We start from the raw sequence: 24755 nt of genomic DNA, 5'->3' as shown, positions 1-24755 counted from the left end.
AATTTGCAAACGTTTGTCCTCATTCCTTCTCCAAATCCAGCAGCTTTATCTTGATCGGCAGGCCTCCGGCATATCCAACCAGACTCCCGTTTGCACCCGATACCCGGTGACATGGTATCAGAATGGGCAACGGATTTTTGTTGTTCGCTCCTCCGACCGCACGTACCGCCTTGGCTCTGCCAATTGACTCCGCGATATCCTTGTAGGACACGCTTTGACCATACGGAATATTTTGCAGCTCACGCCATACCTGCTCCTGAAAAGGGGTGCCCCTCAAATCATAGGCCACAGTGAAATCACGTCGTTTCCCGGCAAAATATTCACGCAGTTGGTCCGCAGCCTCGCGCAGCTTTTCCGGTTCCTGCACATAGACATACTCCCCGATCCATGTACGGGCCCATTGCTGAAGCAGTGCCTCCTTCGCATGAAAAACGCCAAAATCAATCCGGCATAGCCCCCGGTCCGTTGCACACAGCGTTAAAATGCCTATAGGTGTCTCCATTTCATCATAATAGATCGTAGTCGGCCCTTCTAAGACCTTTTGCTGTTCAGCCTGTTCTCGTTCCTCAAGTTTGGAATGCGCCTGCGCGACCATTTCGCGTACTTGCTCATGTTGTTCCTTCTCAGATGCTTGCTTGATCGCTGTCATTGCGTTTTCCCCTCCTATTCGGCCCAAAGCCCATGCCGCCGTGCCCCGAAGCTCAGGACGCGGATCATCCAGCAGAACCTCCGTCAGCTTGGGCACGGCGCTAATATCCTTGAAATTGCCGAGCGCAATAACCGCATTGCGCTGAATCGGCTTCTTTCCCCGCCAGGCTGCCGCACTTTGACCAAATCTCTCTTTAAATTCACGATTGCTCAAATCCAGTAACGGCAGCAGCAATGGCTTCACAATTTCGGGATCAGGTGTAAGCTCAGGATGATGATCCCAGTTGAGGCCCCGATTTTTCGGGCATACGATTTGGCAGGTATCACATCCGTACAACCGGTTCCCGATTTTCAGCATAAATTCCTCATCCAGAAAGCCTTTCGTTTGCGTCAAAAAGGACACACACCGCTGGGCATTGAGCTGCCCCGGCCCGACAAGCGCGCCCGTAGGGCACGCATCCAGGCATTTGGTACACTCCCCACAACCGTCCGTAACCGGCTCATCCGGCTGAAAAGGGATATTCGTCAGCAGCTCACCGAGATAAATCCATGATCCCAGTGTCGGTGAAATCATCATCGTGTTTTTTCCGCTAAACCCAATACCCGCCCGTTCCGCTACGGCCCGGTCCGACAGCTCCCCGGTATCCACCATGTTTTTCATAATCGCGTCAGGAACCCGTTCACCTATAAAAGCCTCCAGCTTTTCCATCGCCTCGCGCAGCACCAAGTGGTAGTCCTTACCCCAGGCGGAACGCGCCAAAATGCCACGGTACTTGCCTTTGTCCGACTTCGGCGGGTCCTTCATTTTGGAAGGATAAGCCACCGCAATGGCAATCAGGGATGCAGGCTGCGAACCATACAGCTCCGGGTAGATCCGTTTATCAATGTCCGGCTCCTCAAAACCGGATTCATAGCCTTTGGCGCGATGCTCTTCCAATATTGCTTTCAGAGACAGAAAGGGATCGGCGGATGCGAACCCGATGGAGTCGATGCCCAGCCCCGGAGCCGCTTCGATAATCTCCTGCTTGAGCGATGCCCAAGTCAAAGCGGTTCCAGCAGCCGTTGGTGTCTGTCCACGTTGCATCCGATACTCACCTCTCTTTCATATCACTTATATGAGGATTTCTGTAAAATCCCCATATCTCAAATTTCAACAGAATATAGCCACAGATGCTACCGTAAATTTTTAACAGCGCTGGTCGCCAAGAAATCACAATGATTGTTCAGCTCGTTGTCACTGTGACCCTTGACTTTCACATACTCAACCTCATGCTTGCTCATCAGTTCCCACAGTTCTTCCCATAACTCCTTGTTTTCAACTGGCTGATTTTTACTGTTACGCCAGCCGTTACGAAGCCAATTCTTAATCCAGCCCTGTTTGAAGCAGTTTACGACATAGGCGGAGTCACTGTGTACCTTTACATGGCAAGGCTCCTTGAGCAGCTTGAGCGCTTCGATCACGGCCTTGATCTCCATGCGATTGTTTGTCGTCATTTTTTCGGCCCCGGACAACTCCTTGCGATGCTCTCCATATAGTAAAACGACGCCCCAGCCCCCAGGACCGGGATTTCCCGAACAAGCGCCGTCGGTATATACCATCACTTCTTTCATATTTCTCTTCCCTTCCTGATCGGTAACCGCCTGCCCGTCATGGTCCTGACGATTTGCACACGTTCCCCATTAATTTTCAGCATACAGACTATGGCTGCTCTACAGCCACTTCCACTCGGATAACGGCCAAAATACAACCTCCGCACGCCCCAGCAAATCCTGAGATTTAATGCTGCCAAAATATCGGCTATCCTTGCTGCCCGCGGCGTGTCGGTTATCGCCCATGACAAAAAAGTGCCCCGGCTCCACTGTAAAAGGACCGTAATCACCGTCCTCAATCTCAGAGTCGGTGTAAGGCTCGTTTTGCAGCTTACCGTTCACATATAGATGATTATGCTCAACCCGGATTACATCCCCCGGAGTGCCTATGACTCTTTTCACTAAAAATCTCGGACTGGACGGATTGGAGTCGGGATCTTGTAATATCACGATATCACCCCTGCCCGGATCATGAAAATTGTAAACCAGCTTGTTAACAAACAAATGCTGGCTTTCCATCAGCGTCGGCTGCATTGAATGTCCCCTGACCGTAGACAAATTAAACACGAACAGGTTCAGCAGCAGCAAGACAGTCATCGCGATCAGAAGAGTCACCAACCAATCGCGTATGTAACTCCAACGACCTGCATGTTTGGACGTTTCCGGCGAAGGAAGCGGGCCTGACGAAGGAGCCAGTGTGTCCATAATAAACCTCCTCAACCCTGTTATAAATAGAAAAGCATATCCCGTACCCGATTGCAACGGTTACTCAGATATGCTCTAAATGGAAATATTAGCTTTGAAAATATTCGATTCTCTTTATATCCATTGCCGATTAATGAGGAGCCAAAATGCTGAGCTGCTGAAAAGTCTGTAAAATCTGGCTTGCCCCATAGCCCATCGCTTCATACAAAGGCATGGCTGCGCTGTTATGCTTGTCTCCGGCTACCCAGATGCGGCTAACCTTACGTTGCTGAAAACGCTGCTCCATAGACTCGACAAGCGATTTGCCAATTCCCATCCGACGATGATCCGGATGAATAGCAATACGATAATAACAACCATGATTCTGATCAATCGTGCCGATTAGAGCGCCAACCAGCTCTTCATCTTCTTCCGCAACGACGATCAAACCGGAATCCCACGAAAGCTGACGGGCAAAAGCGCCCACCGTCTCTTTGTAGCACTCCTCAGACAAGGCAATCTGCATGAGTTCCATTACTGGATTCACATCACTCAATTGAAAGGAACGAACGTGCATAAGTAATATCTCCCTTTTCGTAAGCTTAATAAGACAAATTGAGACAGCACCGTCATTTTTACATAAATCCTTAAATTTCTTAGCATGGTGTTAATCACAAGGCATTATGATAAAAATACGATCTGCTATATATGAATTGAAGAACAGGAAAAGGGTATATGCCCTCAAGTTCGTCATATCCGCAGACATGACAAGATATAGCAGACGACAAAAAAGCCGAAATTTCTGCTTCCTTGAACATTAAACCACACTTTTAGATGGAATACATCCCTTTTTCTCATGTAAGCGCTGTATATGAAGCGTTTACATTTTAGGGCTGTATAATTTGCCTCTTATTACCTATACACCATGTATTCCAAGCGGGTTTTTGGACATGATAGCTACCAGGTCGTAATGCCCAGTTTGCTATTTTACAAACAAAAATGTTGATAAAATAGGCTGAATGCGGTTTAATATAACTGACGAGGGTATTATTACATAGGAATACCTTACCCAAACCATATAATCAGGAGGGATTTTACAATGGCATTTCAATTACCAGAACTTCCTTACGCGAAAGACGCACTGGAGCCGCACATTGATGCGCTGACAGTAGAAATTCACCATGATCGTCACCATAACACATATGTAACAAACCTGAACGCAGCTCTGGAAAGCGCTCCTGAACTGCAAAGCAAAAGCCTGGAGGATCTGATCTCCAATCTGGACAGCGTTCCTGAAAGCATCCGCACTGCGGTTCGCAATAACGGTGGCGGACACCACAACCACAGCCTGTTCTGGGAAGTTATTGGCCCTAACGGCGGCGGACAACCAACTGGCGCTATTGCTGAAGCAATCAGCAACGAGCTGGGCGGCTATGACAAATTCAAAGAAGATTTCACGAAAGCAGCTACAACACGCTTTGGTAGCGGTTGGGCTTGGCTGGTTGTCGGCAAAGACGGCAAACTGGCAATCACCAGCACTCCTAACCAAGACAGCCCACTCTCCGAAGGTCTGACTCCGGTACTTGGACTGGACGTTTGGGAGCATGCTTACTACCTGAAATATCAAAACAAACGCCCGGATTACATTGCAGCATTCTACAATGTTATCAACTGGGATGAAGTGAACAAACGTTACGCGGCTGCGAAGAAATAAGCCAGTAACAACATCTCTATCCTATAATAAAGGGCTGTCTCAAAAGTAGATTTTCTACGAGTGAGACAGCCCTTTTCAATTTAAATTGGTGCACAAAAGATTCTGTCCATTTGAGCCCTACTGGAGCCGCCAAGTGAAGCTGAAAAAGGTTTGGCATTCCATGGTAAACTGGTGAAGACGTTTCTTAAATACAATCTCTGGAGGTTCATGGATGCAGACTTTTTTTCGTTACAACTGGATGATTCGGGAACAATGGTACCGCTGGTGTGAAGAGGTACCGCAGGAGGAACTTCTGAAAGAACGCGTTGGCGGGGTTGGCGGCATTCTGAAGACGTTGTTTCATGTCGTCGATGTAGAGTGGAGCTGGGTTCAAACGATTCAGGGGAAACCCGACTTTCAGGAGGATTTCTCGCGATATGATACGCTGGACAAGATTCGCGAGCTGGATGCGAAGTTTCGAATCGATGTCGAGCCGTTCGTGCTCTCCTGGCATGAAGGTCTGGAACGAAAAAGGTTTGAAGATCACCTCCCGGATGGCAGGATTGTGATTGATGCCTGGGGCGAGGTGATGCGCCATATCATTGCCCACCAAATCCACCATATTGGGCAGTTGTCCATATGGTCCCGGGAGCTCGGCAAGCCTCCAGTTTCGGCCAATGTAATCGGCAAAGGGCTGATTGAGAGTGATCGTGGTGTCGATTAGCTTTAACGGCGTAAATGTATATCCATATGAAGAAAGGCAGGGTGACCCTTAGTAGTTTTAGCACTGAAGGATAGCCCTGCCTTTATATATTTCACATTACGTAACCACAACTTGGCGCTGCACATTCATCTGATACTGCTTGGGCGTAATGCCATACTTCTTTTTAAAAAGACCGATAAAATAGGAAACGCTCTCATAATTTAAATCAAAAGCAACCTCCGTGACGTTTCGGCACTGGAGCCATTGCTTGGCAAGCTGCATTTTTTGATTCGTAATATAGTCGAGCGGAGTTAATCCTGTTATCTTTTTAAACTGATTCGTGAAATTGGCATGTGACATATTATAGTTATCCGCTAAATCCTTCACATGCCTGATCCCAGGCAACTGCTCCTGAATATCCCGGATCGCTCGAAACACAGGATGCCGATGGTTCGTAAGCAGATTCTGCTCAAGCACCTGCATCTGTAGCAGATGATAGGCCATTTCCTGAGCACTCAGATCAATCAGGAAATTTTTTCTTTCGGCGGGATGTGCCATATATTGCTTGATCCGCTCCATCGATGCGGTAAGTGAATCCGCCTTTTCGTTCAGCTCGCAGCGAACCACCGCATGAGTCGGGCAACTCTCCGGGACCTGAAATTCCTCCTCTACCACGTTTCTTAAACGTTCCATCAACTGATCGCTTAATTCAAAGACCAGTGCCTTGGTGTGTTCTTTGATTTTCATTTCAACGCTTGACTGGGGAGGAAGCAGGATAATCTCCTGAGAATCGTATTCAAAATGCTCCGTTTCATTAATTTTGACTTCTTTTCTCCCCTCCAAAATCGTACACAGCTTCGGGCATTCATATGAAGCATATTTCTCGTAATAATTTTCTGGAAGATCATAATACAAAATTCGGATCAGATCGGTTTCATATCCATATTGCAGTTCGCTATAACGATTAAAGTCGCCTAAAGTCTTGGAATTGTCCATCCGTTTCACCCTTCAGCATTTTGCATAATCTGATTGAAGGCCGCTCCCCGGATTTATGCAAAATGCTCCCTTTTAAAAATCACGATATTTTATAATAAAATGCGTTAGTTCCCGCCAATATAGGACAGTATGATAAGGATATAAGGATGGTTGCAAGATCCTTTAATTCCATCATTATACCTTGATTTACCTCAAAATAATAACAAAGGTGGATGCATATTTATGACGGGAACTTCCAAATTCATGATGCCGGGTATGAGTCTTATGGGCTCAGGCGCACTGGCGGATGCAGGTACAGAAATCGGAAAATTGGGCTTTAAAAATGCATTGATCGTAACCGATAAGCCTTTAGTTGATATCGGGATTGTGAAAAAAGTAACAAACATGTTGGACAGTCTAAACGTAAAATCCGTCGTATACAGCGGCACGCAGCCGAATCCCACGGTTTCCAATGTCAACGAGGGCTTGGCGCTGCTGAAACAATCCGGGTGTGATTTTATTATTTCGCTCGGAGGCGGGTCACCGCATGACTGTGCCAAGGGCATCGCACTTTTGGCCTCCAACGGCGGACAGATCGGCGACTACGAAGGCGTGGATAAATCCGCGAAGCCTTCCTTCCCTCTGATTGCCATTAACACCACGGCAGGAACAGCTAGTGAAATGACCATGTTTTGTATTATTACGGATGAAGAGCGTCATATCAAAATGGCGATTGTCGACAAGCACACGACACCACTCATTGCCGTCAATGATCCTGATCTGATGATGGCTATGCCCCAGTCATTAACTGCCGCAACAGGGATGGATGCGCTCACTCACTCTATTGAAGCTTATGTTTCCACGAATGCCACACCGATCACAGATGCTTGCGCGCTTAAAGCAATCGAGCTGATTCGGGATCATCTAGTCAAAGCCGTCGATGATGGAAACGATGTGGAAGCCCGTAGCCAAATGGCCTACGCCGAATTCCTCGCAGGGATGGCATTCAATAACGCCGGATTGGGCTTTGTTCACGCCATGGCACATCAACTGGGTGGCTTCTATAATCTGCCGCACGGGGTCTGTAACGCCATTTTACTGCCGCATGTAGAGCGCTACAACGCCAAGGCTTCCGCCGAACGGCTCACCGACATTGCCCGTACACTTGGCGAAAAAACGGACGGTGTTACACCAGAACAAGGTGCCAACCTCGCCTTGCGCGCCATTGAAAAGCTGGCTAAACGGGTCAACATCCCTTCCGGGCTGGAAGAACTCGGCGTCAAGCGTGAAGACTTCGCTGTTCTCGCCGCCAACGCACTCAAAGATGCCTGCGGTGTAACCAATCCGATTCAGCCTACACAGCAGGAAGTAATCGACATTTTTGAACAGGCGATGTAGATAAATCCTTCGCTGCACACTCAGCTACACCATGGATAGGCACTGCCTAAATGTATCGTTATTTAAATGAGATGTCGGACTGAATGAAAAAAGAACAAAAAAAAGCTGCCAGGACTTCTCCCGACAGCTTGGGGACCTACACCAAGGTCCCTTTTTGCTTTGCAAAATATTCGGTGATCAGATCGAGGAACACCTTGGGAAACGCCAAGGTGTCCATATCGGCCTCGCTGATCCAGCGGTACCCCGCAGGTGGCGCTGAGCGCTCCTCCTGCTCCGCCAGCGCAATCAGCGCACCCGGCTTCGCACCGTCGGTGCTGTAGCCTGCCCGCTGCTCAGCAGCCAGCGACTGTCCGCCCGCCTCCCCGGCAGGGCTGGCGACCTCTTCACACTGGAACACACGCAGGTTCCAGTGAATGTGACTGAACGTGTGCTCCGCCTCACGTACGAACCGCACCGGACGGGCAAGCACGCCCTCCGCCAGCAAATGAGCCGCCAGGTGATCCATGGCCGGCTCATCCGGCACCGGGCCGTTATAGCCCTCCGGCCCGACAAGCTCGTGCGGCAGCTCCCACATGCGGGCCAGCAGGCCCTTGGCCGGGCGCTGACGCACGAGCAGGCGGCCTGCATTCGCGCCGCCGCTGCCCTCGATGAGGGCGACGGAACGCGGCTCCAGCCGCGGCGGCTTCGCCTTCGTCTTGACCGGCAGCGTCTCCTCACGTCCTGCCAATCGGCCCGAGCAATGCTCCATGACCGGGCAGGTCAGGCAATGGGGCGACTTCGGCGTGCAGACCAGGGCACCCAGCTCCATCAACGCCTGATTGAAGTCGGAGGCTCTCCCTTCGGGGATCAGCTCCCTTACCAGACTTTCCATATGCGCTCGCGTGCTGCCCTTCATAATATCCTCTTCAATCAGGAAATAGCGCGACAGCACCCGCATCACATTACCGTCCACAGCAGGCTCCGGCCGATTGAAGGCGATGCTCATAATCGCTCCCGTCGTATATGGACCTACGCCTTTCAGAGCGGCGACAGCTTGCGTATCATCCGGCACCTCTCCGCCGTGAAGCTCAACCACTTGTTTCGCCGCCGTTTGCAAATTCCGGGCCCGTGAATAATATCCTAGCCCTTCCCACAACTTAAGTACATCCTCCTCAGGTGCTTCCGCCAGCGCCTCAATCGTCGGAAAGCGTGCAATAAAGCGGTTAAAATACGGAATCACCGTATCGACACGCGTCTGCTGAAGCATAATTTCCGAGATCCAGATGTAAAAAGGATTCCGGTGGCGGCGCCACGGCAAATCCCGCTTGCTTCGTGTATACCAATTCAGCAGTTCGAAGCTGAAATAACGTTTTTGTTCCAATGTATGGGTAGTCATCACATCACGTCTCCTTATATTCAACAATCACAAAAGCAGAGGCAATGTTGGGTTGATGTGTAATACTCAGGTGAATGCTGTAATCCGAGCCGCCCGCACCCGGCAGCCCCAGTCTGTCCCACGCAGGGGCAGACAAATAAACCGCTGGCTTGCCCCCAAGCTCCGGTAAAATATCCATATCGCCGAACCCGATGATCTGCCCGATTCCGCAGCCAAAGGCTTTCGTTATCGCTTCCTTCGCGGCAAAGCGCCCTGCTACAAACTCCGCCAGCCTGCCCCTTCGCTCCACAGCAAGGTCGCGTTCAGCCGGTGTCAACACCCGATTCAAAAACGCGTCTGCATATTTACCTGCCAATATGTCAGCCATCCGGCTTATTTCCAGCACATCATGTCCGATTCCGTAGATCATTTGGGTATTCCCCGTCCTTTTATACTTTACTGCCCCTATTGTAACAGCGTGTCCACATCATGGCGAGTCACAAAGCCGTAAAAGCAGCACCAAAATATGTTAAAATAAGAGAGGCTATTTGCGAATGTTGATTTAGCTTATATGCCCATTTAAAATTCCCGTAGAAAGGAAGGATAGAATGTCAGAATCACTCGTTATTGAAGCAGGTACGGAAGCAGGAACAGAAGCGGTAATCCGGGCTTCCTGGTTTCCCGCCAAAAATACAGCCAAAAGCTTGCTCGTCATCGCTCACGGCTATAAGGGCTTCAAGGATTGGGGCATGTTCCCCTATATAGCAGAAGCCTTGAGCACAGACAACCATGTCGTAACCTTCAACTTTTCACATAACGGCATAGGTGAGGATCTAACGAATTTTACCGAGCTGGAAAAGTTCGCACAGAACACCTACAGCCGGGAACAAGAGGATTTGGACGTATTGCTGACAAATCTGAGAGCACGCCACGAGTTCAGAGAACTGCCGTTGTTTCTGTTAGGACACAGCCGAGGTGCGGGAAGCTGTTTTATATATGCGCTGGATCATCCGGACGAGGTTTCAGGCGTCATTTCATGGAATGGCGTGACTGACCTGGACCTGTTCACCTTGCCGCAAAAAGAAGAAATGCGGACCAAGGGCCGCAGCTACGTACCAAACGCCAGAACAGGACAGCAGCTTCCGCTGGATCTTGTTATTTTGGAAGATCTGGAGCAAAATCGCCAACGCTTTGCCATCGTGGACAGGCTTAAAGACAGCCATCTGCCTGCCGTACTCATTCAAGGTACCGATGATTCCAAACGCCTGCGTGAAGGCTCTGCCCTGCTTACCTCAGTTCGTCCTGATATTGAATGGGTACAAATTCAAGGGGGCAATCATACCTTCAATACCGTTCACCCTTTCCAGGGAAGCAGCCTTCCGCTGGATCAGGCGATTACCGAAACCCGCCGCTTCATTGAATGGATTACCAATTAAGCTATACCCTGCCGTTAATACAAACGGCGATCCGCCGGGCGGATCGCCGCATTATTATTTTACAATTCCATAATTGTTCGCTGCTTAAATGCCTGGGATGCTTGTCCGCTTATGCGCTGTGCGTGTGAAGAAGCTTTCCAGCTTTTCACGTGCCGCCGGATCAATTTCCTTGCCTTCCAGATAGTCGCTGTTCGCTTCGTAAGAGATACCCAGTTCTTTTTCATCCGTCTGGCCTTCCCACAATCCCGCTGTAGGGGCTTTGTCCAGAATGGCCTGCGGAACTCCCAGATAACTGGCCAGCAAACGCACCTGACGTTTGTTCAGCGTGCTGAGCGGCGTAATATCAACGGCACCATCGCCCCATTTGGTATAAAAGCCTGTGATGGCTTCCGAGGCATGATCCGTACCCACAACGAGCAGATTCAGCTCATTCGCAAGCGCGTACTGAACCACCATACGTGTTCTCGCCTTCACATTCCCTCTCACTTGCGGAGTAATGGAACGCTCAAGACCGATATCCTTCAACGAATGCTCTACTTCCACGGCAACCTTGTCCACCGCTTCCTGAATGTTCGTTTCCCCAGCATATTTCAGGTCAAACGCTTTGGCTACTGCGTAGCTGTGCTCGATATCTTCCTGCTTGCCATACGGCTGAAATACTCCAAGCGTTTTGTACTCTTCGCCTTGCTCCTGCGTCAGCTCATCCGTAGCCTGTTTGCACAAGGCAGCCGCTACGGCACTGTCGATCCCGCCACTGATGGCGATCAGCAGACCCTTGCTTCCCGTTTTCGTGACATACGTCTTGAGGAAATCCACACGCTTGCGGACCTCAGCCTCTACGTTAATGGTAGGTTGTACTCCCAATTCAGCAATAATCTGTTCCTGCAAACTCATCAGATAAGCACCTCTTTTTTAGGAATTTCCTTCATAAGCCAACATGCAAAAGCCCCGGCAAGTTTCGCAAGCGAAAAATGCGGGGCCTAGCTTGAGCTGTTTTACCGGCAAAAACGGTCAAATGCACTGGTCAAATCAGCAGCGATTTGATCTGACGAACGATCCTCCACCTGATGACGCTCGATGAAGTGAACCAGTTCGCCGTCCTTCAACAGCGCGATCGAAGGAGAAGATGGCGGATACGGTGCGAAAAATTCGCGTGCCTTCGCCGTTGCTTCCTTATCCTGACCAGCAAAAACCGTGTACAGATGATCCGGTGTAATATCATGCTTCAGCGCTTCGGCTACACCCGGACGGCATTGACCTGCGGCACAACCGCATACCGAGTTCACAACGACCAGCACTGTACCTTTGGCATCAGGCAGCTTGGCCTCCACATCTTCCGGAGTACGCAGCTCCTGAATTCCGAGACTTGTCAGTTCTTCGCGCATCGGCTGAACAGAATCTCTCATATATTGATCAAAAGACATCGACATATTCGTTCACTCCTTTTCGAAAAATCATGTATATTACGTTGCTTAATTTCAGCCTCTGCCGTGTTAAAGACATGGACGTCTAATCTTTATTATACAATCTTTTTCACGCAATTTGCAAAAAATCCAGACATATATTTGTACAATTATTTCTGTATGGAATTCATGGAAGGTGATTCAGAATGATCCCTGTGAGTTGGAATGGTTCTGCGCAATCGAACTTTAAACTGCGTTCCCATTCCCTCCACCGAATCTACGGCAATCGTACCGTGATGACGCTCTACAATACTTTGGCATAATGCCAGGCCCAGACCTGTACCTTTCGTTTTGGTCGTGTAAAAAGGCTGGAACAGCTTTTCAAGCTGATTTTGCGGAATACCGGGACCCGTGTCCTTCACTTCCAGCTCCACAAAATCGCCCTCTTCATGCGTTGAAATCGTCAGCACACCTTTATCCCCCATAGCCTCCATCGCATTACGCGACAGATTGAGCAGCAATTGCTTCATTTCCTTAGAGTTCAAATGCAGCATTGCGACATGATCCTCCAGCTTCAGCTCGATCGTCTGTCCTCTCAGATTGGCATCTGCCCACAGCAGAGGAGTGAGTTCACGGATAATATCATGCAGATGGCATTGTTCCTTCTCGACAATTCGGTTCTGGGCAAGTGACAGAAAATCGTTAATAATTCCATTCGCCCGGTCCAGCTCCTCCATCACAATACGGTAGTAGTGACCGAGGGAGTCGGGACTCTTTTCGCGCATGAGCTGTAAAAATCCTCGCACAACCGCCATCGGATTGCGTATTTCATGAGTAATGCCCGCCGCCATCTGTCCGACCAGACTAAGCCTCTCGAAATTGCCCAACTCGCTGCGCAGTGTCTCCAGCTCTGTAATGTCCTGCAAGGCGATAATGACACCTGTCGTTTTGCTTACATGTTTATCACGAATGGGAAGGAAGCTTGAGAAAAACACTTTGGGAGGCACATTTATAAAATCAGCACCCGCCTCTCCTTCAAGGGCCCTCGCAACCCGCTCATTGACCACTGGTACAGTGTTAAAACCCAACAGCGATGTCAAAGGACGCCCCACCACCTCAGGGAGCGTAATAAACGGATCGACGTCCCGATAGAGTTCCAGCATCGTTTTGTTCATATGTATAACCCGTTCTTCGCTGTCCAGAGTGACTAGAGCTAACGGCATCAGATCCATAACTTGACGCAGCTTATCGGCTTCAATTAAATATTTGCTCGTAAACTCGGTCACATCCCGCCGCAACGCCAGCTTCTCGAAGGCATTTTGCATCAGACTGACGACCAAAAAGCTTGCCAGCACACCTGCTGCAATGTTCCAAAGTGTCGTAAGGAGATCAGGAACATATACCCAAACATCCTGTTTGCCCCACAATAGCGGGAATAACGCCTTTAACAGCATATCAGCCGCAACATAGGCAGAAATAAGAAGTTTTTTGTCCAACAATGTTCCTCTTTGAAAGAACTTGACGTACAGCAGCATAAAAGGAAAAAGAATAAAACCCGTACCCACATACATTGGCGACATTGCCGTAGACTGGGCTATAATCAGAACACTGACCAGCGCAGAAGCGGCAAGAATAAATGCGGTGCGCCGTCTGCCGTACATGATGCCAACAGCGAGAGGGATAATCCCCAAATTGGAAGGTAGGCCATAAGGAGACTGATATTGAAAGAGCGAACATAGCAATATGGCTGGCAAGCAACACCAAAAAAGGATCCTTTGATTAGATCCGGAAAGCAGATTGCCACCCCAAACCTTTTTCTTATCCCCATAATCCGTTAATATAGAGAAAAAACCCGCCGACATCACGGCAAGGAGAACTTGAAGCACACTTTCCTTCAACGCAATTAACAAGGACTTCTCCCCCTCATCATCTTTCCTTGACGCCGTTAGTTGAATTAAAGCACAGGCTACAATATATTACAATATATGTGTTAAAATCCCGGTATAGAACGACAAAATCTGCGAAACACAGATTGATAGGAAGTTGACGTCTTTACGTATTTTCGTGAAAAATAGAGATGATGACTGCTACTATCCATATATGGACAGAGATATTTTGGTTCATCTATATATTGCACTCTAGAGCAAATACAATTGAATACTCAAGCTTGTGATAGGGTATATCTTTATACAGAAATACAGCGATAATGTGTATCTGAGGTAACGGTATTACGATATGATGAAAATCCTGTTACCCCATTTTGAGTTTTCGAAAAATTTTTCAACAAAAAGGAAGAGGTTCATGACATACGACGTTATTGTAATTGGAGGCGGCTCAGCCGGATTAATGGCCGCTGCGGCAGCCAGCGGTGAGGGCGCCAAGGTGCTTTTACTCGAAAAAGGAAATAAGCTCGGACGAAAGCTGGGTATTTCCGGTGGAGGGCGCTGCAACGTCACGAATGCAAAAGAGCTGGACGAGTTGATCCGGCACATCCCCGGCAATGGACGTTTTCTGCACAGTGCGCTGGCGGCTTTTGGCAACCGGGATATTATCGCCTTTTTTGAACAACTGGGCATAGCCTTAAAGGAAGAAGACAACGGGCGTATGTTTCCGGTGACGGATAAGGCCAAAACAGTTGTCGATGCCTTGGTCAACAAGGTTCGTTCTCAAGGAGTGGACATTCGGACGGGTTGCCCCGTACAGGAGGTTCTTTACAAAGAAGGCCATACTGCGGGGGTAAGACTGCGTTCCGGGGAAACCCTTCGCAGCTGCAACGTTATTGTTGCGGTCGGTGGCAAATCTGTTCCGCATACAGGCTCGGAAGGTGACGGCTACGCATGGGCCGAGCAAGCAGGACATACGATCACCGAGCTGTATCCAACAGAGGTTCCATTAACGTCAGGTGAGACGTTTATCCAGACGAAGGAGCTACAGGGGCTATCCTTGCGCAACATCAGCCTGACCGTGTGGAATGCGAAGCAAAAAAAGGTCGTCGTCCACGAGGGAGACATGATTTTTACACACTTTGGCCTGTCGGGCCCCTCCGCCTTGCGATGCAGTCAGTTTGTCGTAAAAGGAATGAAAAAGGACAAGACCAGCACGGTACTGCTGACTCTGGATTTGCAGCCTCACAAGCATGCTGATGAAGTCTACCGCGAAACACTGGAGCTGGCGGCAGCCGATGCCAAAAAAGCAATTAAAAATGTGCTCAAGCCTTATTTGCCGGAGCGCCTGATTCCGCTGCTGCTCCAGCAAACCGAGCTGCGTGAGGATTTGACGTACGATCATATTCCGAAGCAGCAATGGCAGGAGCTAGCCCATCGAATCAAGGCATTTCCGATCCGCGTGAACGGTACGCTCTCTCTGAAGGAGGCGTTCGTTACCGGAGGCGGTGTGAATTTGAAGGAAATCAATCCGAAAACGATGGAGTCCAAGCTGATGCCGGGATTGTTTTTCTGCGGTGAGATTTTGGATATTCACGGGTACACGGGCGGCTATAATATTACGGCGGCGTTTACCACGGGGCATACGGCGGGAACACAGGCGGCTTTAAACGAAATGCTGTAGGAGTGTGGAGACGCTGCGCGTAGGCTTTGATCTTACGATCGCTGTTGCTTCTTCAGATTCAAATCCTCCGCTTCGCTGCATACCGCCACCGCATCCTCGTTTTTTGGGGGAGGTAGGAAAAGGAGATGAAAAAAGACTTAAATCAGTGGTGTTACTGATTCAAGTCTTTTTTTGGTTAATGGCGTAATGAACAAAATCCATGCCAGTTTCCTAAATCTCAATAATGATAGGTAAAATCATGGGTCTTCTCTTGGTCTGACTGTAAATAAATCGGCCAACATTGTCCTTTAACATCTGCTTAATCAGACCCCACTGACTCATTTCGATTTCTGTTAACTCGTTCACTGTTGACATGATTGTCTCGCGGATTTGGTTCATGAGGACTTCAGAATCCTTAACAAACACAAAGCCCCTTGAAATGACCTCTGGCATTGCGAGCATATGCTTCTCATTTTTGCTCAAAGTCGTAACAATAATCAGCATTCCGTCTGAAGAAAGTTTTTTCCGGTCTCGTAGCACAATATTACCCACATCACCTGTCATCAGCCCATCTACTAGACTGTTGCCAGATGGTACTTTGGGCCCCAGGGATGCCCTTCCTTCTTCAATCTGAATGGTGTCACCGTTATGAACAATAAACACATTTTCATTCGGAATCCCTACAGATTCCGCTAACAGACGATGCTGATACAGCATTCGGAATTCACCATGCACGGGAATCAAATACTGAGGTTTCATCAGGGTCAACATTAATTTCAGCTCTTCCTGGCTGCCATGACCGGATACATGCATCCCTGTTGAGCTACCTGATCCATAAATGACTTGGGCGCCCAGCACGTATAGGTTGTCAATCACTTGGGCAAGATTCCGCTCATTCCCCGGTATAGCTCCTGCGGCAATGATTACGGTATCCCCGGGCAAAATTTCAATTTTTCGATGCATCGAATTGGCTAGCCGGGACAGTGCAGCCATCGGCTCTCCCTGACTCCCGGTACATAAAACTGCGATTTTTTCTGCAGGAAACTTCTCTGTTTCCTCCGCCTCAATCAACAGATCTTCGGGCATGCTCAAAAAGCCTAGCTCCTTAGCCACAGACACAACATTTATCATGCTCCGGCCGAGCAAAACCAGTTTGCGACCCGTTTCCACAGCCGCGTCAATGACTTGCTGGACACGGTTAACATTGGAAGCGAACGTGGAAATAAATACTTGTTGTTTTGCCCTAGCAAACGCATCCAGAATATGCCCGCCAACCAAACGTTCTGAAGGAGTAAATCCCGGTCTTTCAGCATTGGTACTTTCGGAAAGAAGCACTTTAACTCCCTGTTTTCCAATTTCGGCCATTCGATGAAGATCCGGAAAGGGTCCGCTCACGGGAGACATATCGAATTTGAAATCCCCGGTATGAACCACATTTCCTTCCGGTGTCTGAAAAAAGACTCCCAAGCAATCAGGGATGCTGTGGACGGTGGTAAAAAAGGAGGCCTGGATCGTGCCAGCTTGAACGATTGAATTCGCATCTATAAGATGAAGCTCGGCATCACGTAAAAGGTTATGCTCCTTTAGCTTTATCTTAATCAATTCGATGGTGAGCTTTGTCCCATAAACGGGAATGTTGATCTGTTTCAGTAAATAAGGAATACCTCCGATGTGATCCTCATGCCCATGAGTCACGATGAGCGCTTTGACTTTATCTTTATTTTCCAGTAAATAGGTGAAATCTGGCACAATGAGGTCAATACCAGGCAAGTTCTCATCAGGAAACTTGGAGCCACAATCGATAACGACAATATCCTGATCGTATTGGATGAAATACATGTTTTTCCCGATTTCATTAACACCGCCTAGAGCAGCAATGAGTAATCTATTATCAGCATGCATCAATTTTATTTCCTCCTTAGGAAAATGCTATCCATATTATTCATTTTCCACGTAAACTTATGCACAAAAAGAAACCCTTGTCTCTAAAAGACAGGGGCTCTCACTTGATTTATTAAATACCCACCGCTGCCGAAATAGCAGCAAAAATAACAGCAACTAGCCACAGAATCGGGAATAGCTTGAAGATTACCTTTAGCCACTGTCCAAAGCTGATCCGGGCAATGGCCAATCCTGCCAGCAGTACGCCACCCGTCGGTGAAATGAGATTGGTTAACCCGTTACCGAATTGGTACGCTGTGACTACTGCTTCACGATTAATGCCTACAAGATCGCCAAGCGGTGCAAGTACAGGCATGGTTAGTGCAGCTTCCCCCGAAGAAGATGGGACCAGGAAAGTAATAATATTATGTGCAACCAACATAATGGTAGTGAACAAGTAACTTGGCAATCCTTCCAGGCTGCTTGCGAGTGAATTCAATACGGTATCGATGATCATACCCTGCTCGGCGATAATCAGAATTCCGCGGGCGAGACCTATGATCACTGCAGCGTAGATAAATTCTCCACACCCTTTTACAAAATTCTCAGCTATTTCCTTCTGGCTCATTTTGGTAACTATCCCGACAAAAATACCGAGTGCGAAGAAAAGGGCGCCGATTTCAGTCATATACCAGCCTTTGGCCAAAATTCCCCAGACAATCGCTCCAAGCGTTACAATAAATCCGCCTATAATTAATTTGTCCCGAAACGTGAAGACGACGTTCTCACCTGTGTTTTCTTTTATAAATTGCTCGCGGTTTATAATATCACTCTGAAACACTATGGATTTTTCCGGATTTCGCTTAACCCGGTGCGCATACCACATCGTAAAGGCAATAGAAATCGCAGTAAATACAAGCCATTCAATAAATCTCAGCCAGAGCTGAGGATTACCATCCACTCCTGCTATCCCCTGAGCAATCAGAACTGAAAATGGGTTTACAGTCGAACCCACATATCCTATCTGCGTTCCCAAAAATAGAATAAGGATAGCCGTCATAGAATCGAAGCCGAGGGCAAACATCAATGGAATAAAAATTGCATACAGCGGAATAATTTCTTCACTCATCCCAAAGGTGGAGCCTCCGAGACTGAAAATGACCATGGCAATGGGAATAAGCAGTATCCCCTTATGTTTCAGCCGTCCAGCAAGAACTGTCAAGGCACGATCGATGGCTCCTGTCTGCAAAATAATTCCGAAGGCACCACCCACAATAAGCACAAAGGAGACGACATCAGCGGCATTGATAATCCCCTCGATTGGAGCAGCGAGAATTTGGGGGAGTCCCTGCCTTAAATCACCCTTTTCACCAGTTTTGGGTACAGTATGATAAGTTCCCGAAACAATCGCCGTTTTGGTCACACCGTTCACTGTCACTTCATGACGCTCAAATTGTCCGCTCGGCACAATCCATGTCAATGCGGCGACTGTGATAATAATCAAAAATATTAATGTATAGCTATGGGGCAAGGATAATTTCCATTTCTTCTTCTCGATGTTCATGTTTATCCCTCATTCCAAGAATGGTTATAAGTAACCTTCCCTCCCATGATGGTCAGTATCACTTGGGCATCCCTGATATCACCAGCAGATGCATTCAGGAGGTTACGGTCAAAAACAGCAATGTCCGCATATTTCCCGGCCTCCAGCGTACCTGTATCCTCTTCCATATAACAATGTCTGGCTCCATTGATGGTCCATGCCTTTAAAACTTCAGATGGCGGCATCCCCCGATCAGAATACCAGCCTCCAGCAGGCGAACCGTCCGGAAATAACCGGTGAGAAGCTGAGTACAGTGAATCGGGAACACTGGTTATAAATAAGGGCAGATCAGTCCCAATCGTTATCGGCACATTAGCTTCCAGCATGGATTTATAATTATAAAAGCGGTGTTCATTCCCTTTGCCTGCTACAACAGACATATAAGCCTCTTCATAGGTAGGATTCAGTAGCAGGATTTGGGCGTAGACTTCGGCAAAAATTTCGTTTTCACCCATTCTGATCAGATCATCTGGATGAGGGTATTCAATATCACTAATAGAATGCCTGATATGGTTATTACCTTGTCGGTCACGGCATTTAATAATCATGGATACCGCTTGACGAATTGCTGCATCGCCTTCCGCGGTCAAGCAGCATTTGATCCCTTGACTGTCGGCTTCCAGCACAGATTCTTCAATCTTGTTGTAATCAACGGGCCTCAGCGTCGTTACTCCGGGCATATCTGCGTAGGGTTCCAGCATGTCTCCCGTATGATCTGCTACGACACCGTCAAGCATCAGCTTGTATCCTTGGAAACGAATAAGGTCTCCATTATAAAGGGCTTTATATTGGGTGCCCGTGGAAATATCCAGCGGTTCAACGACTGGTTCAAGCGCAAAATGAAATCTGAGCAGCAGTTCATCCTCATCTTGCAGTTCTTTGACAATAGGTAGCAACTCGCTATGTCTGTCAAAGCCAATATCTTTTATAGAAGTAACTCCCCGTGCGGCCAGCATCCGGCTAAACTCCATAAACTCTTGCTTAACAAGGCTGTGGTCCTGCATCATAGCCTGGTTAAGCAAAACGCGTGCTTCAGCACTGCATTGATCCGGCGAAAATTGATATTTATCCTGAGCCAATCGGTTCATCCAGCAGTAGCTTTTATTTAGATTAATAGCGATGACCGCCCGCTCGGGAAACAACTCGTCCAACAAGCTTTGCTCAGGCAGGCTGCCCCAATTTTCCTCGCTCCATCCGTAAGCGTTTACATCTTTTCCTGACGGAAGGTTACTTGCCTCCTGTAGCATTAACTTTACTGCTTCTTCTATCGAGGCTGTATGAGTCAGATCCACGCCCCGATGCATCGACATATATCCGGTAAAAAATACATGGTTGTCATGAACTCCTGGCATAACAAAGGCATCACCCAAATCATAGACAACCGTTTCCACTCCTATCCAAGCTTGTGCTTCTTCGGGACGTCCCACTGCTGCAATACGGTCTCCTCGCAGTGCAATAAACCCAGGTGAAGCTTCATCTTCCAAGCCATTAAAAATAGCATTTGACAGCAGGACCTTGTCCGCCAGTGCATCATTCTTCCGTTGCATATTTTCACCACCTTCATTATTTATTCACCAATATTATAACGTAATATAACGTTATAATATTGGTTCTGCTTCTCCCCACTGGATGGAAGCAGAAGCTGCGCCGTACCTGAACAGCCTTGCATTACAGGCGACGGATTTATATTGAGAATTGATAACGGTCTCCGATGATGTACTGCTTACCTACATGAACGGGGCTTCCATGCTGATCATAAATAATCGTATGCATGTAGAACAATGCTTGCCCGATGGCCGTCTCCAGCAGCTTTGCCTGGTATTCATCCGCCAAAGAGATTTGTAATATCGTCTCTCCCGGTTGATTAGGATCGATGCTGTATTTATCACGCAGCAGTTCGTACACAGACCCCTCCAGCTGCTCGTCCATTAGAAAAGCAAATCGGTCATAAGGATAAAAATTATTCTCCAGCATGAGCGGTTGATCACCGGCGTATCTTTTGCGCTGAATATATAGCACTTTTTCTCCTTGCTGCAGCTGCAGCTGAGGTGCAATTTCCTCATCTGCTTCCAGGATTTCACGTTCTGTGACCACACTGTGTGAAGAGAGCCCATTGGATTTGCAGGCAGCCGTAAAGCTGATTACATGTTCAATCTTCCGACCGATCTTGGGTACATTAACAAAGGTGCCTTTCCCTTGACGTTTGGTCAGATAACCTTCACGAACCAATTCGGCAATTGCCTTTCTTACGGTAATTCGACTTACATTATAGGTCTCGCTTAGCTCCGTTTCGGTCGGTATACGACCTCCCTGTGTGAATGTTCCATTATGAATAGCGGTTTTGACCGCTTTTTGTAATTGAATATATAATGGCTCTGCCTGTTCTGAATTCAGCATACGATACCCTCACTTGTCATATAACGTTATATCACTCCCACTAAGAGTATCAAATGTTACATATTTTTACAAGTGAAGATATTTGAAAATGATTAATAACGAACGCCGTATCCGAAAGAGCCTTCTACCAGACAGCTCTGAGCGGCAACCCTTGAGCCTTCGGCCATAGCGTCCTGAATGGCGCCGTTTTTCAAAAAGCTCAGTAAAAAGGCAGTAATATACGAGTCCCCTGCCCCCATTGTATCCACTGCGTCAACGGATTCAGGCATTTGGAAATAAAACCTTGTTCCATCATATGCAACAGATCTGTCTCCACCGCGTGTAGCAACCAGTATTTGTCCTTCTTTTTTTCGTTTAGAGCGGATATAATTTTGTGTCTCTTCGTCTGTCATATGGCTACAAGAGAAAAAAGCAAAATTAGCATGCGTAATATATTGTTCCACCTGTGTATCTGTAAAATCATCCGAGAAGTCAAAGGAAAGAGGAATTTCCAACGCCTCCAATTCAGGCAGCAAATGTCCCGTATGACTGTACAAGCCGGTGTGAATAAGATCGAACCCGCGAAGATAAGCCTTATCCTCTTCGCTCAGTTCCAGTGGATGGAGGCGGGTAACCCCTCCCTCATTGCTATCCAGAAAGACTCTGTCTCCCTCTTCCAATGTTACACGTGCACAGCCGTTCTCCCCGCTGTGATACCTGCACCGTGAGATGTCAATGTCTAGCTCACGGAGGATGTGTTCTACATGTCGTCCTTCGTTATCGTCCCCAAATACTCCTATAAAGGCAGCATCTACTCCCGCCCTTTTGGCAAACACACTGAAATTAAGCGCATTGCCGCCAGGGTACATCATGCGCAAATGAACATATTTATCTACCACATTATCGCCAATGCCTAGAACTTTCATGATGGTTTCCTCCTGTTGGTAAGTGCGCTTAGTAAGCTACCTTGCCCATATAACGGCGAGTTTCCAGTGGATGATTGCGTACATTAGCGAGTGCTTCACGATACACACATACAATGCTGTAAAATAAAACCGGATTAAAAAACTCTACGACCTCGTCAGGAATTGTTCCGATTCCAAGCTCCTTCGCATCGATCACTTCCACTTTCTCGGCATATTGGTTCAGGAAAGTCCGCGCCCGCTCATCCAATGCCCGTGTGCGTCCTTCATTGATCATCAGAATAAATGGAGTTTCCTTATCTGTAACTTCAAACGGGCCGTGGAAAAACTCACCGGAGTGGATTGAGGCCGCATGAAGCCATTGCATTTCCATCAGAGAGCAGATCGCAAATCCGTAGGCATGTCCATAAGAAGCTCCGCTGGTCAGGATATAGAAGAGTTCCTCATTGCGATACTTGTCGGCAAATACACTAGCACGTGGTTCAACTTGCTTTTTGGCCCGGTTTATAATCCCGTTGATTGCCCCCAGTCCGTTCTGGAAAGATTGGTAATGTGCGTAGCCTTCAGTGATATGAAGCAATTCAACAGTAAGCTCCATAATAATGGCCATAGGGTTATTTTTTACATCACTCTCTTCTCCCCATTCATAGAGGAAAACATAATCAGAGTAGTTGAGCAGTGTCGCTTCACTGTTGTGGGTTAAGCCGATCGTGTAAGCACCTTTCTCTTTAGCTGATTTAGCAGCCGCTACCGATTCTGGTGTATTTCCTCCGTGAGAGCAAACGATGACTACTGAGTTTTGACCTAGCCGTTTTGGCAGCGCATGCACAAATTCATTCGCCGTATACATCCCGGCTACCAGCTTCTTTGCTTCACTATCAAGAAAATATTTTGAAGGATACATATCGACTAATGACCCCCCGCAGGCTACCAAATAAACCTCGGAAATCTCTCCACTCATTTGTTCAAAAATCGTCTGAACTGTCTGATGTACATTCATTTTCATCTCTCCTTTTTATATAACGTTATATAACGTATTGTTTACGAGATAAATATAAGCGCTTTCATAAAAAGTGTCAAGCCCAATTATTCTGTGAAAAAAATTATTTTTATAACCTGTCATTAAAAAAAGCTCTAATCCTTTTGTGCACGGAATTAGAGCTCCTTTTTAGATTTAATTCATGGTACTCACACGCAAGGGCATAGTTTTGGATTCAACTTTTAGCCACAATTAACAAATCAGAAGCAACCACTTGGTCGGTCATTTCGCTCATTCATGTAAAGTCAGATGTGAACGCTGCCAGAAAAGCCGTCTACATCGTCTTCGGGTTGATGATCGGAGCTGACGTTGTGCTCCCTTGTCTTCTTGCTGTTCGTTTGGGAGGAACCGTTCTTATACGCTTCGCTCCAATCTTCGTTGATGATGTGCGCGGGAATAATCCAATCCTCCGAACGATAGCCCGGATTTGGCACCCACACACTTCCTTGCAAGCCAGGAATGGCACCCGATTCGGAAGTGTGGTTCCCAGCCTCAAGCATGCTGCCCTCATAGGCTTGGCAAATCTCCAGTGCAGATAGTACATCCTGATTCTCAATATGAACACTCAGACCTGTGTCACCGTTTGTGCTGGCGGTGTACCCGATTTCTTTTAATGTTTCACAGGCTCGGACGGCCTGCTGCGGATCACGAAATTGAAAACGGAAAGAGCCCGTCTCCATGTGCCTCATCTCCTCTGTTGTATCTTATTTTGGGTCCAAAATATATGTTATTTTTTAATATAACCATCTGGGACGGAATTTTTACATTCAAAACCTTTATTTTTCAAAAATTTACTTTAAAGCTTTGAAATTAAATAGTTAAAAAAGCAGCTACTGTGACAAATCGCATGTTCTCATTACGTAAATCCCTTTATGCTAGTAACAAGGGTATGGTTGCCCGGTCATCCAAGCCGAGCGGTCAAAGGATGCCCAAATCCATACATAAAGGCGGAATGAAGATGATAGATTACCGGACACTGGTGACACAGCAATCCATGCATTTGTATAGCGTGTTTGGCAAGTCATTCAAAAGTGTAAATGAGCATGCGGTTGCTGGCATCAAAACGGTGGGCTTCAACCCAACGGCCTTCGCCGTAATGGAAGTTTTGTATCACAAGGGAGCGCAGCCAATCCAGCAAATTGGAGCAAAGCTGTTACTGCAAAGCGGAAATGTCACCTATGTTATCGACAAGCTGGAAAGCCGCGGTTATTTGCACCGTCACCCGTGCGACCAGGATCGCCGGATTATATATGCGGAATTGACGGACGAAGGACAACGCGTCATGGACGAAATTTACCCTGACTATACACGTCAGATTGAACGTGCTTTTAGCGGAATCAGCGAAACCGAAAGAGATCAGCTTATCGGTTTGCTCAAAAAGCTGGGCCGTAGCGCTGACAACCTGTCACCCTATCACAAATAGAATGAATAGTAGTTTTAGCAAATGATCGTTTGTGAATAAACGAACAATCTTATTGCTGTGCTAAACGAAAATTAGATTTA

Annotated in this window: 23 protein-coding genes; 6 read left to right on the top strand and 17 right to left on the bottom strand. The window is 47.5% G+C overall.

What is annotated here, in order from left to right:
- Nucleotides 1–19 precede the first annotated feature (19 nt).
- From queG to QMK20_RS03625, 4 genes are all read right to left on the bottom strand, one after another.
- The gene (gene queG / locus QMK20_RS03640; RefSeq protein WP_283654640.1) at nucleotides 20–1732 is read right to left on the bottom strand and encodes a tRNA epoxyqueuosine(34) reductase QueG; all 1713 of its coding nucleotides are present in this window, start codon (nucleotides 1730–1732) and stop codon (nucleotides 20–22) included.
- 89 nt (nucleotides 1733–1821) lie between these two features.
- Nucleotides 1822–2259 (bottom strand): ribonuclease HI, encoded by a 438-nt coding sequence (rnhA, locus tag QMK20_RS03635; RefSeq protein WP_025681918.1) that lies wholly within the window; start codon nucleotides 2257–2259, stop codon nucleotides 1822–1824.
- A gap of 99 nt (nucleotides 2260–2358) precedes the next feature.
- Nucleotides 2359–2943 (bottom strand): signal peptidase I, encoded by a 585-nt coding sequence (lepB, locus tag QMK20_RS03630; protein ID WP_283654639.1) that lies wholly within the window; start codon nucleotides 2941–2943, stop codon nucleotides 2359–2361.
- A 130-nt stretch (nucleotides 2944–3073) separates the two neighbouring features.
- Nucleotides 3074–3499, bottom strand: a complete 426-nt coding sequence (locus QMK20_RS03625) for a GNAT family N-acetyltransferase (protein ID WP_283654638.1) — start codon at nucleotides 3497–3499, stop codon at nucleotides 3074–3076.
- A 522-nt stretch (nucleotides 3500–4021) separates the two neighbouring features.
- On the opposite strand from QMK20_RS03625, the gene QMK20_RS03620 reads away from it, so the two are divergent.
- Entirely contained in the window at nucleotides 4022–4636 is a 615-nt protein-coding gene (locus QMK20_RS03620; protein ID WP_023986992.1) for a superoxide dismutase, read from the top strand.
- Between the two features lie 211 nt (nucleotides 4637–4847).
- Entirely contained in the window at nucleotides 4848–5339 is a 492-nt protein-coding gene (locus tag QMK20_RS03615) for a DinB family protein (protein WP_283654637.1), read from the top strand.
- Nucleotides 5340–5435: 96 nt separating this feature from the next.
- Here QMK20_RS03615 and QMK20_RS03610 read toward each other — a convergent pair whose 3' ends face one another.
- Entirely contained in the window at nucleotides 5436–6314 is an 879-nt protein-coding gene (locus tag QMK20_RS03610) for an AraC family transcriptional regulator (protein WP_283654636.1), read from the bottom strand.
- Nucleotides 6315–6536: 222 nt separating this feature from the next.
- On the opposite strand from QMK20_RS03610, the gene yiaY reads away from it, so the two are divergent.
- Nucleotides 6537–7691, top strand: a complete 1155-nt coding sequence (gene yiaY / locus QMK20_RS03605; RefSeq protein WP_283654635.1) for an L-threonine dehydrogenase — start codon at nucleotides 6537–6539, stop codon at nucleotides 7689–7691.
- A 136-nt stretch (nucleotides 7692–7827) separates the two neighbouring features.
- Here yiaY and mutY read toward each other — a convergent pair whose 3' ends face one another.
- Both mutY and acpS read right to left on the bottom strand, forming a co-directional pair.
- Nucleotides 7828–9066 carry an A/G-specific adenine glycosylase gene (gene mutY, locus QMK20_RS03600; protein WP_283654634.1) on the bottom strand — a complete coding sequence of 413 codons (1239 nt, stop codon included), beginning with the start codon at nucleotides 9064–9066 and terminating at the stop codon, nucleotides 7828–7830.
- A 4-nt stretch (nucleotides 9067–9070) separates the two neighbouring features.
- A complete protein-coding gene (gene acpS, locus QMK20_RS03595) occupies nucleotides 9071–9475 on the bottom strand; it encodes a holo-ACP synthase (RefSeq protein ID WP_283654633.1) in 405 nt (134 codons plus the stop codon).
- Between the two features lie 178 nt (nucleotides 9476–9653).
- On the opposite strand from acpS, the gene QMK20_RS03590 reads away from it, so the two are divergent.
- Nucleotides 9654–10481 (top strand): alpha/beta hydrolase family protein, encoded by an 828-nt coding sequence (locus tag QMK20_RS03590; RefSeq protein ID WP_283654632.1) that lies wholly within the window; start codon nucleotides 9654–9656, stop codon nucleotides 10479–10481.
- An 84-nt stretch (nucleotides 10482–10565) separates the two neighbouring features.
- On the opposite strand, the gene nadE is transcribed toward QMK20_RS03590, so the two are convergent.
- The 3 genes from nadE to QMK20_RS03575 all read right to left on the bottom strand — a co-directional run bounded on the left by nadE (nucleotide 10566) and on the right by QMK20_RS03575 (nucleotide 13794).
- Nucleotides 10566–11375, bottom strand: a complete 810-nt coding sequence (gene nadE / locus QMK20_RS03585; RefSeq protein WP_044646127.1) for an NAD(+) synthase — start codon at nucleotides 11373–11375, stop codon at nucleotides 10566–10568.
- Between the two features lie 101 nt (nucleotides 11376–11476).
- Entirely contained in the window at nucleotides 11477–11911 is a 435-nt protein-coding gene (locus QMK20_RS03580; protein WP_283654631.1) for a BrxA/BrxB family bacilliredoxin, read from the bottom strand.
- Nucleotides 11912–12054: 143 nt separating this feature from the next.
- Nucleotides 12055–13794, bottom strand: a complete 1740-nt coding sequence (locus tag QMK20_RS03575; RefSeq protein ID WP_283654630.1) for a two-component system sensor histidine kinase NtrB — start codon at nucleotides 13792–13794, stop codon at nucleotides 12055–12057.
- Nucleotides 13795–14185: 391 nt separating this feature from the next.
- Here QMK20_RS03575 and QMK20_RS03570 point away from each other — a divergent pair, with 391 nt between their 5' ends.
- Nucleotides 14186–15451, top strand: coding sequence for a BaiN/RdsA family NAD(P)/FAD-dependent oxidoreductase (locus QMK20_RS03570; RefSeq protein ID WP_283654629.1), 1266 nt, complete (start codon nucleotides 14186–14188; stop codon nucleotides 15449–15451).
- Nucleotides 15452–15661: 210 nt separating this feature from the next.
- Here QMK20_RS03570 and QMK20_RS03565 read toward each other — a convergent pair whose 3' ends face one another.
- The 7 genes from QMK20_RS03565 to QMK20_RS03535 all read right to left on the bottom strand — a co-directional run bounded on the left by QMK20_RS03565 (nucleotide 15662) and on the right by QMK20_RS03535 (nucleotide 23932).
- Nucleotides 15662–17332 (bottom strand): ribonuclease J, encoded by a 1671-nt coding sequence (locus tag QMK20_RS03565; RefSeq protein ID WP_283656187.1) that lies wholly within the window; start codon nucleotides 17330–17332, stop codon nucleotides 15662–15664.
- A gap of 112 nt (nucleotides 17333–17444) precedes the next feature.
- Nucleotides 17445–18875, bottom strand: a complete 1431-nt coding sequence (locus tag QMK20_RS03560) for a YfcC family protein (RefSeq protein WP_283654628.1) — start codon at nucleotides 18873–18875, stop codon at nucleotides 17445–17447.
- 2 nt (nucleotides 18876–18877) lie between these two features.
- A complete protein-coding gene (locus QMK20_RS03555) occupies nucleotides 18878–20461 on the bottom strand; it encodes an amidohydrolase (RefSeq protein ID WP_283654627.1) in 1584 nt (527 codons plus the stop codon).
- A gap of 136 nt (nucleotides 20462–20597) precedes the next feature.
- Nucleotides 20598–21311 carry a GntR family transcriptional regulator gene (locus QMK20_RS03550; RefSeq protein ID WP_283654626.1) on the bottom strand — a complete coding sequence of 238 codons (714 nt, stop codon included), beginning with the start codon at nucleotides 21309–21311 and terminating at the stop codon, nucleotides 20598–20600.
- 92 nt (nucleotides 21312–21403) lie between these two features.
- Complete coding sequence (locus QMK20_RS03545; protein WP_283654625.1) at nucleotides 21404–22216, bottom strand: fructoselysine 6-kinase; 813 nt, start codon at nucleotides 22214–22216, stop codon at nucleotides 21404–21406.
- Between the two features lie 28 nt (nucleotides 22217–22244).
- A complete protein-coding gene (locus QMK20_RS03540; RefSeq protein ID WP_283654624.1) occupies nucleotides 22245–23213 on the bottom strand; it encodes an SIS domain-containing protein in 969 nt (322 codons plus the stop codon).
- A gap of 284 nt (nucleotides 23214–23497) precedes the next feature.
- Entirely contained in the window at nucleotides 23498–23932 is a 435-nt protein-coding gene (locus tag QMK20_RS03535; protein WP_283654623.1) for a hypothetical protein, read from the bottom strand.
- Nucleotides 23933–24210: 278 nt separating this feature from the next.
- Between QMK20_RS03535 and QMK20_RS03530 the strand changes: the two genes are divergently transcribed.
- Nucleotides 24211–24675: a MarR family winged helix-turn-helix transcriptional regulator gene (locus QMK20_RS03530; RefSeq protein WP_014279758.1), complete on the top strand. Its 465-nt coding sequence runs from the start codon at nucleotides 24211–24213 to the stop codon at nucleotides 24673–24675.
- Nucleotides 24676–24755: the final 80 nt, after the last annotated feature.

Source organism: Paenibacillus sp. RC334 (assembly GCF_030034735.1).
Taxonomy (GTDB): Bacteria; Bacillota; Bacilli; order Paenibacillales; family Paenibacillaceae; genus Paenibacillus; species Paenibacillus terrae_A.
The sequence above is the reverse complement of the archived record's forward strand: the minus strand, read 5'-3'. Positions and strand labels throughout refer to the sequence as shown.

Bases quoted from the DNA above. Each gene is read 5' to 3' on its own strand.
- nadE (WP_044646127.1), bottom strand. From the start codon at position 11,375: ATGAGTTTGCAGGAACAGATTATTGCTGAATTGGGAGTACAACCTACC.
- QMK20_RS03550 (WP_283654626.1), bottom strand. From the start codon at position 21,311: ATGCTGAATTCAGAACAGGCAGAGCCATTATATATTCAATTACAAAAA.
- QMK20_RS03555 (WP_283654627.1), bottom strand. From the start codon at position 20,461: ATGCAACGGAAGAATGATGCACTGGCGGACAAGGTCCTGCTGTCAAAT.
- QMK20_RS03570 (WP_283654629.1), top strand. From the start codon at position 14,186: ATGACATACGACGTTATTGTAATTGGAGGCGGCTCAGCCGGATTAATG.
- QMK20_RS03530 (WP_014279758.1), top strand. From the start codon at position 24,211: ATGATAGATTACCGGACACTGGTGACACAGCAATCCATGCATTTGTAT.
- lepB (WP_283654639.1), bottom strand. From the start codon at position 2,943: ATGGACACACTGGCTCCTTCGTCAGGCCCGCTTCCTTCGCCGGAAACG.
- queG (WP_283654640.1), bottom strand. From the start codon at position 1,732: ATGCAACGTGGACAGACACCAACGGCTGCTGGAACCGCTTTGACTTGG.
- QMK20_RS03620 (WP_023986992.1), top strand. From the start codon at position 4,022: ATGGCATTTCAATTACCAGAACTTCCTTACGCGAAAGACGCACTGGAG.
- QMK20_RS03540 (WP_283654624.1), bottom strand. From the start codon at position 23,213: ATGAATGTACATCAGACAGTTCAGACGATTTTTGAACAAATGAGTGGA.
- QMK20_RS03615 (WP_283654637.1), top strand. From the start codon at position 4,848: ATGCAGACTTTTTTTCGTTACAACTGGATGATTCGGGAACAATGGTAC.
- QMK20_RS03535 (WP_283654623.1), bottom strand. From the start codon at position 23,932: ATGGAGACGGGCTCTTTCCGTTTTCAATTTCGTGATCCGCAGCAGGCC.
- QMK20_RS03560 (WP_283654628.1), bottom strand. From the start codon at position 18,875: ATGAACATCGAGAAGAAGAAATGGAAATTATCCTTGCCCCATAGCTAT.
- yiaY (WP_283654635.1), top strand. From the start codon at position 6,537: ATGACGGGAACTTCCAAATTCATGATGCCGGGTATGAGTCTTATGGGC.
- QMK20_RS03590 (WP_283654632.1), top strand. From the start codon at position 9,654: ATGTCAGAATCACTCGTTATTGAAGCAGGTACGGAAGCAGGAACAGAA.
- QMK20_RS03565 (WP_283656187.1), bottom strand. From the start codon at position 17,332: ATGCATGCTGATAATAGATTACTCATTGCTGCTCTAGGCGGTGTTAAT.
- QMK20_RS03610 (WP_283654636.1), bottom strand. From the start codon at position 6,314: ATGGACAATTCCAAGACTTTAGGCGACTTTAATCGTTATAGCGAACTG.
- QMK20_RS03580 (WP_283654631.1), bottom strand. From the start codon at position 11,911: ATGTCGATGTCTTTTGATCAATATATGAGAGATTCTGTTCAGCCGATG.
- mutY (WP_283654634.1), bottom strand. From the start codon at position 9,066: ATGACTACCCATACATTGGAACAAAAACGTTATTTCAGCTTCGAACTG.
- acpS (WP_283654633.1), bottom strand. From the start codon at position 9,475: ATGATCTACGGAATCGGACATGATGTGCTGGAAATAAGCCGGATGGCT.
- QMK20_RS03625 (WP_283654638.1), bottom strand. From the start codon at position 3,499: ATGCACGTTCGTTCCTTTCAATTGAGTGATGTGAATCCAGTAATGGAA.
- QMK20_RS03545 (WP_283654625.1), bottom strand. From the start codon at position 22,216: ATGAAAGTTCTAGGCATTGGCGATAATGTGGTAGATAAATATGTTCAT.
- rnhA (WP_025681918.1), bottom strand. From the start codon at position 2,259: ATGAAAGAAGTGATGGTATATACCGACGGCGCTTGTTCGGGAAATCCC.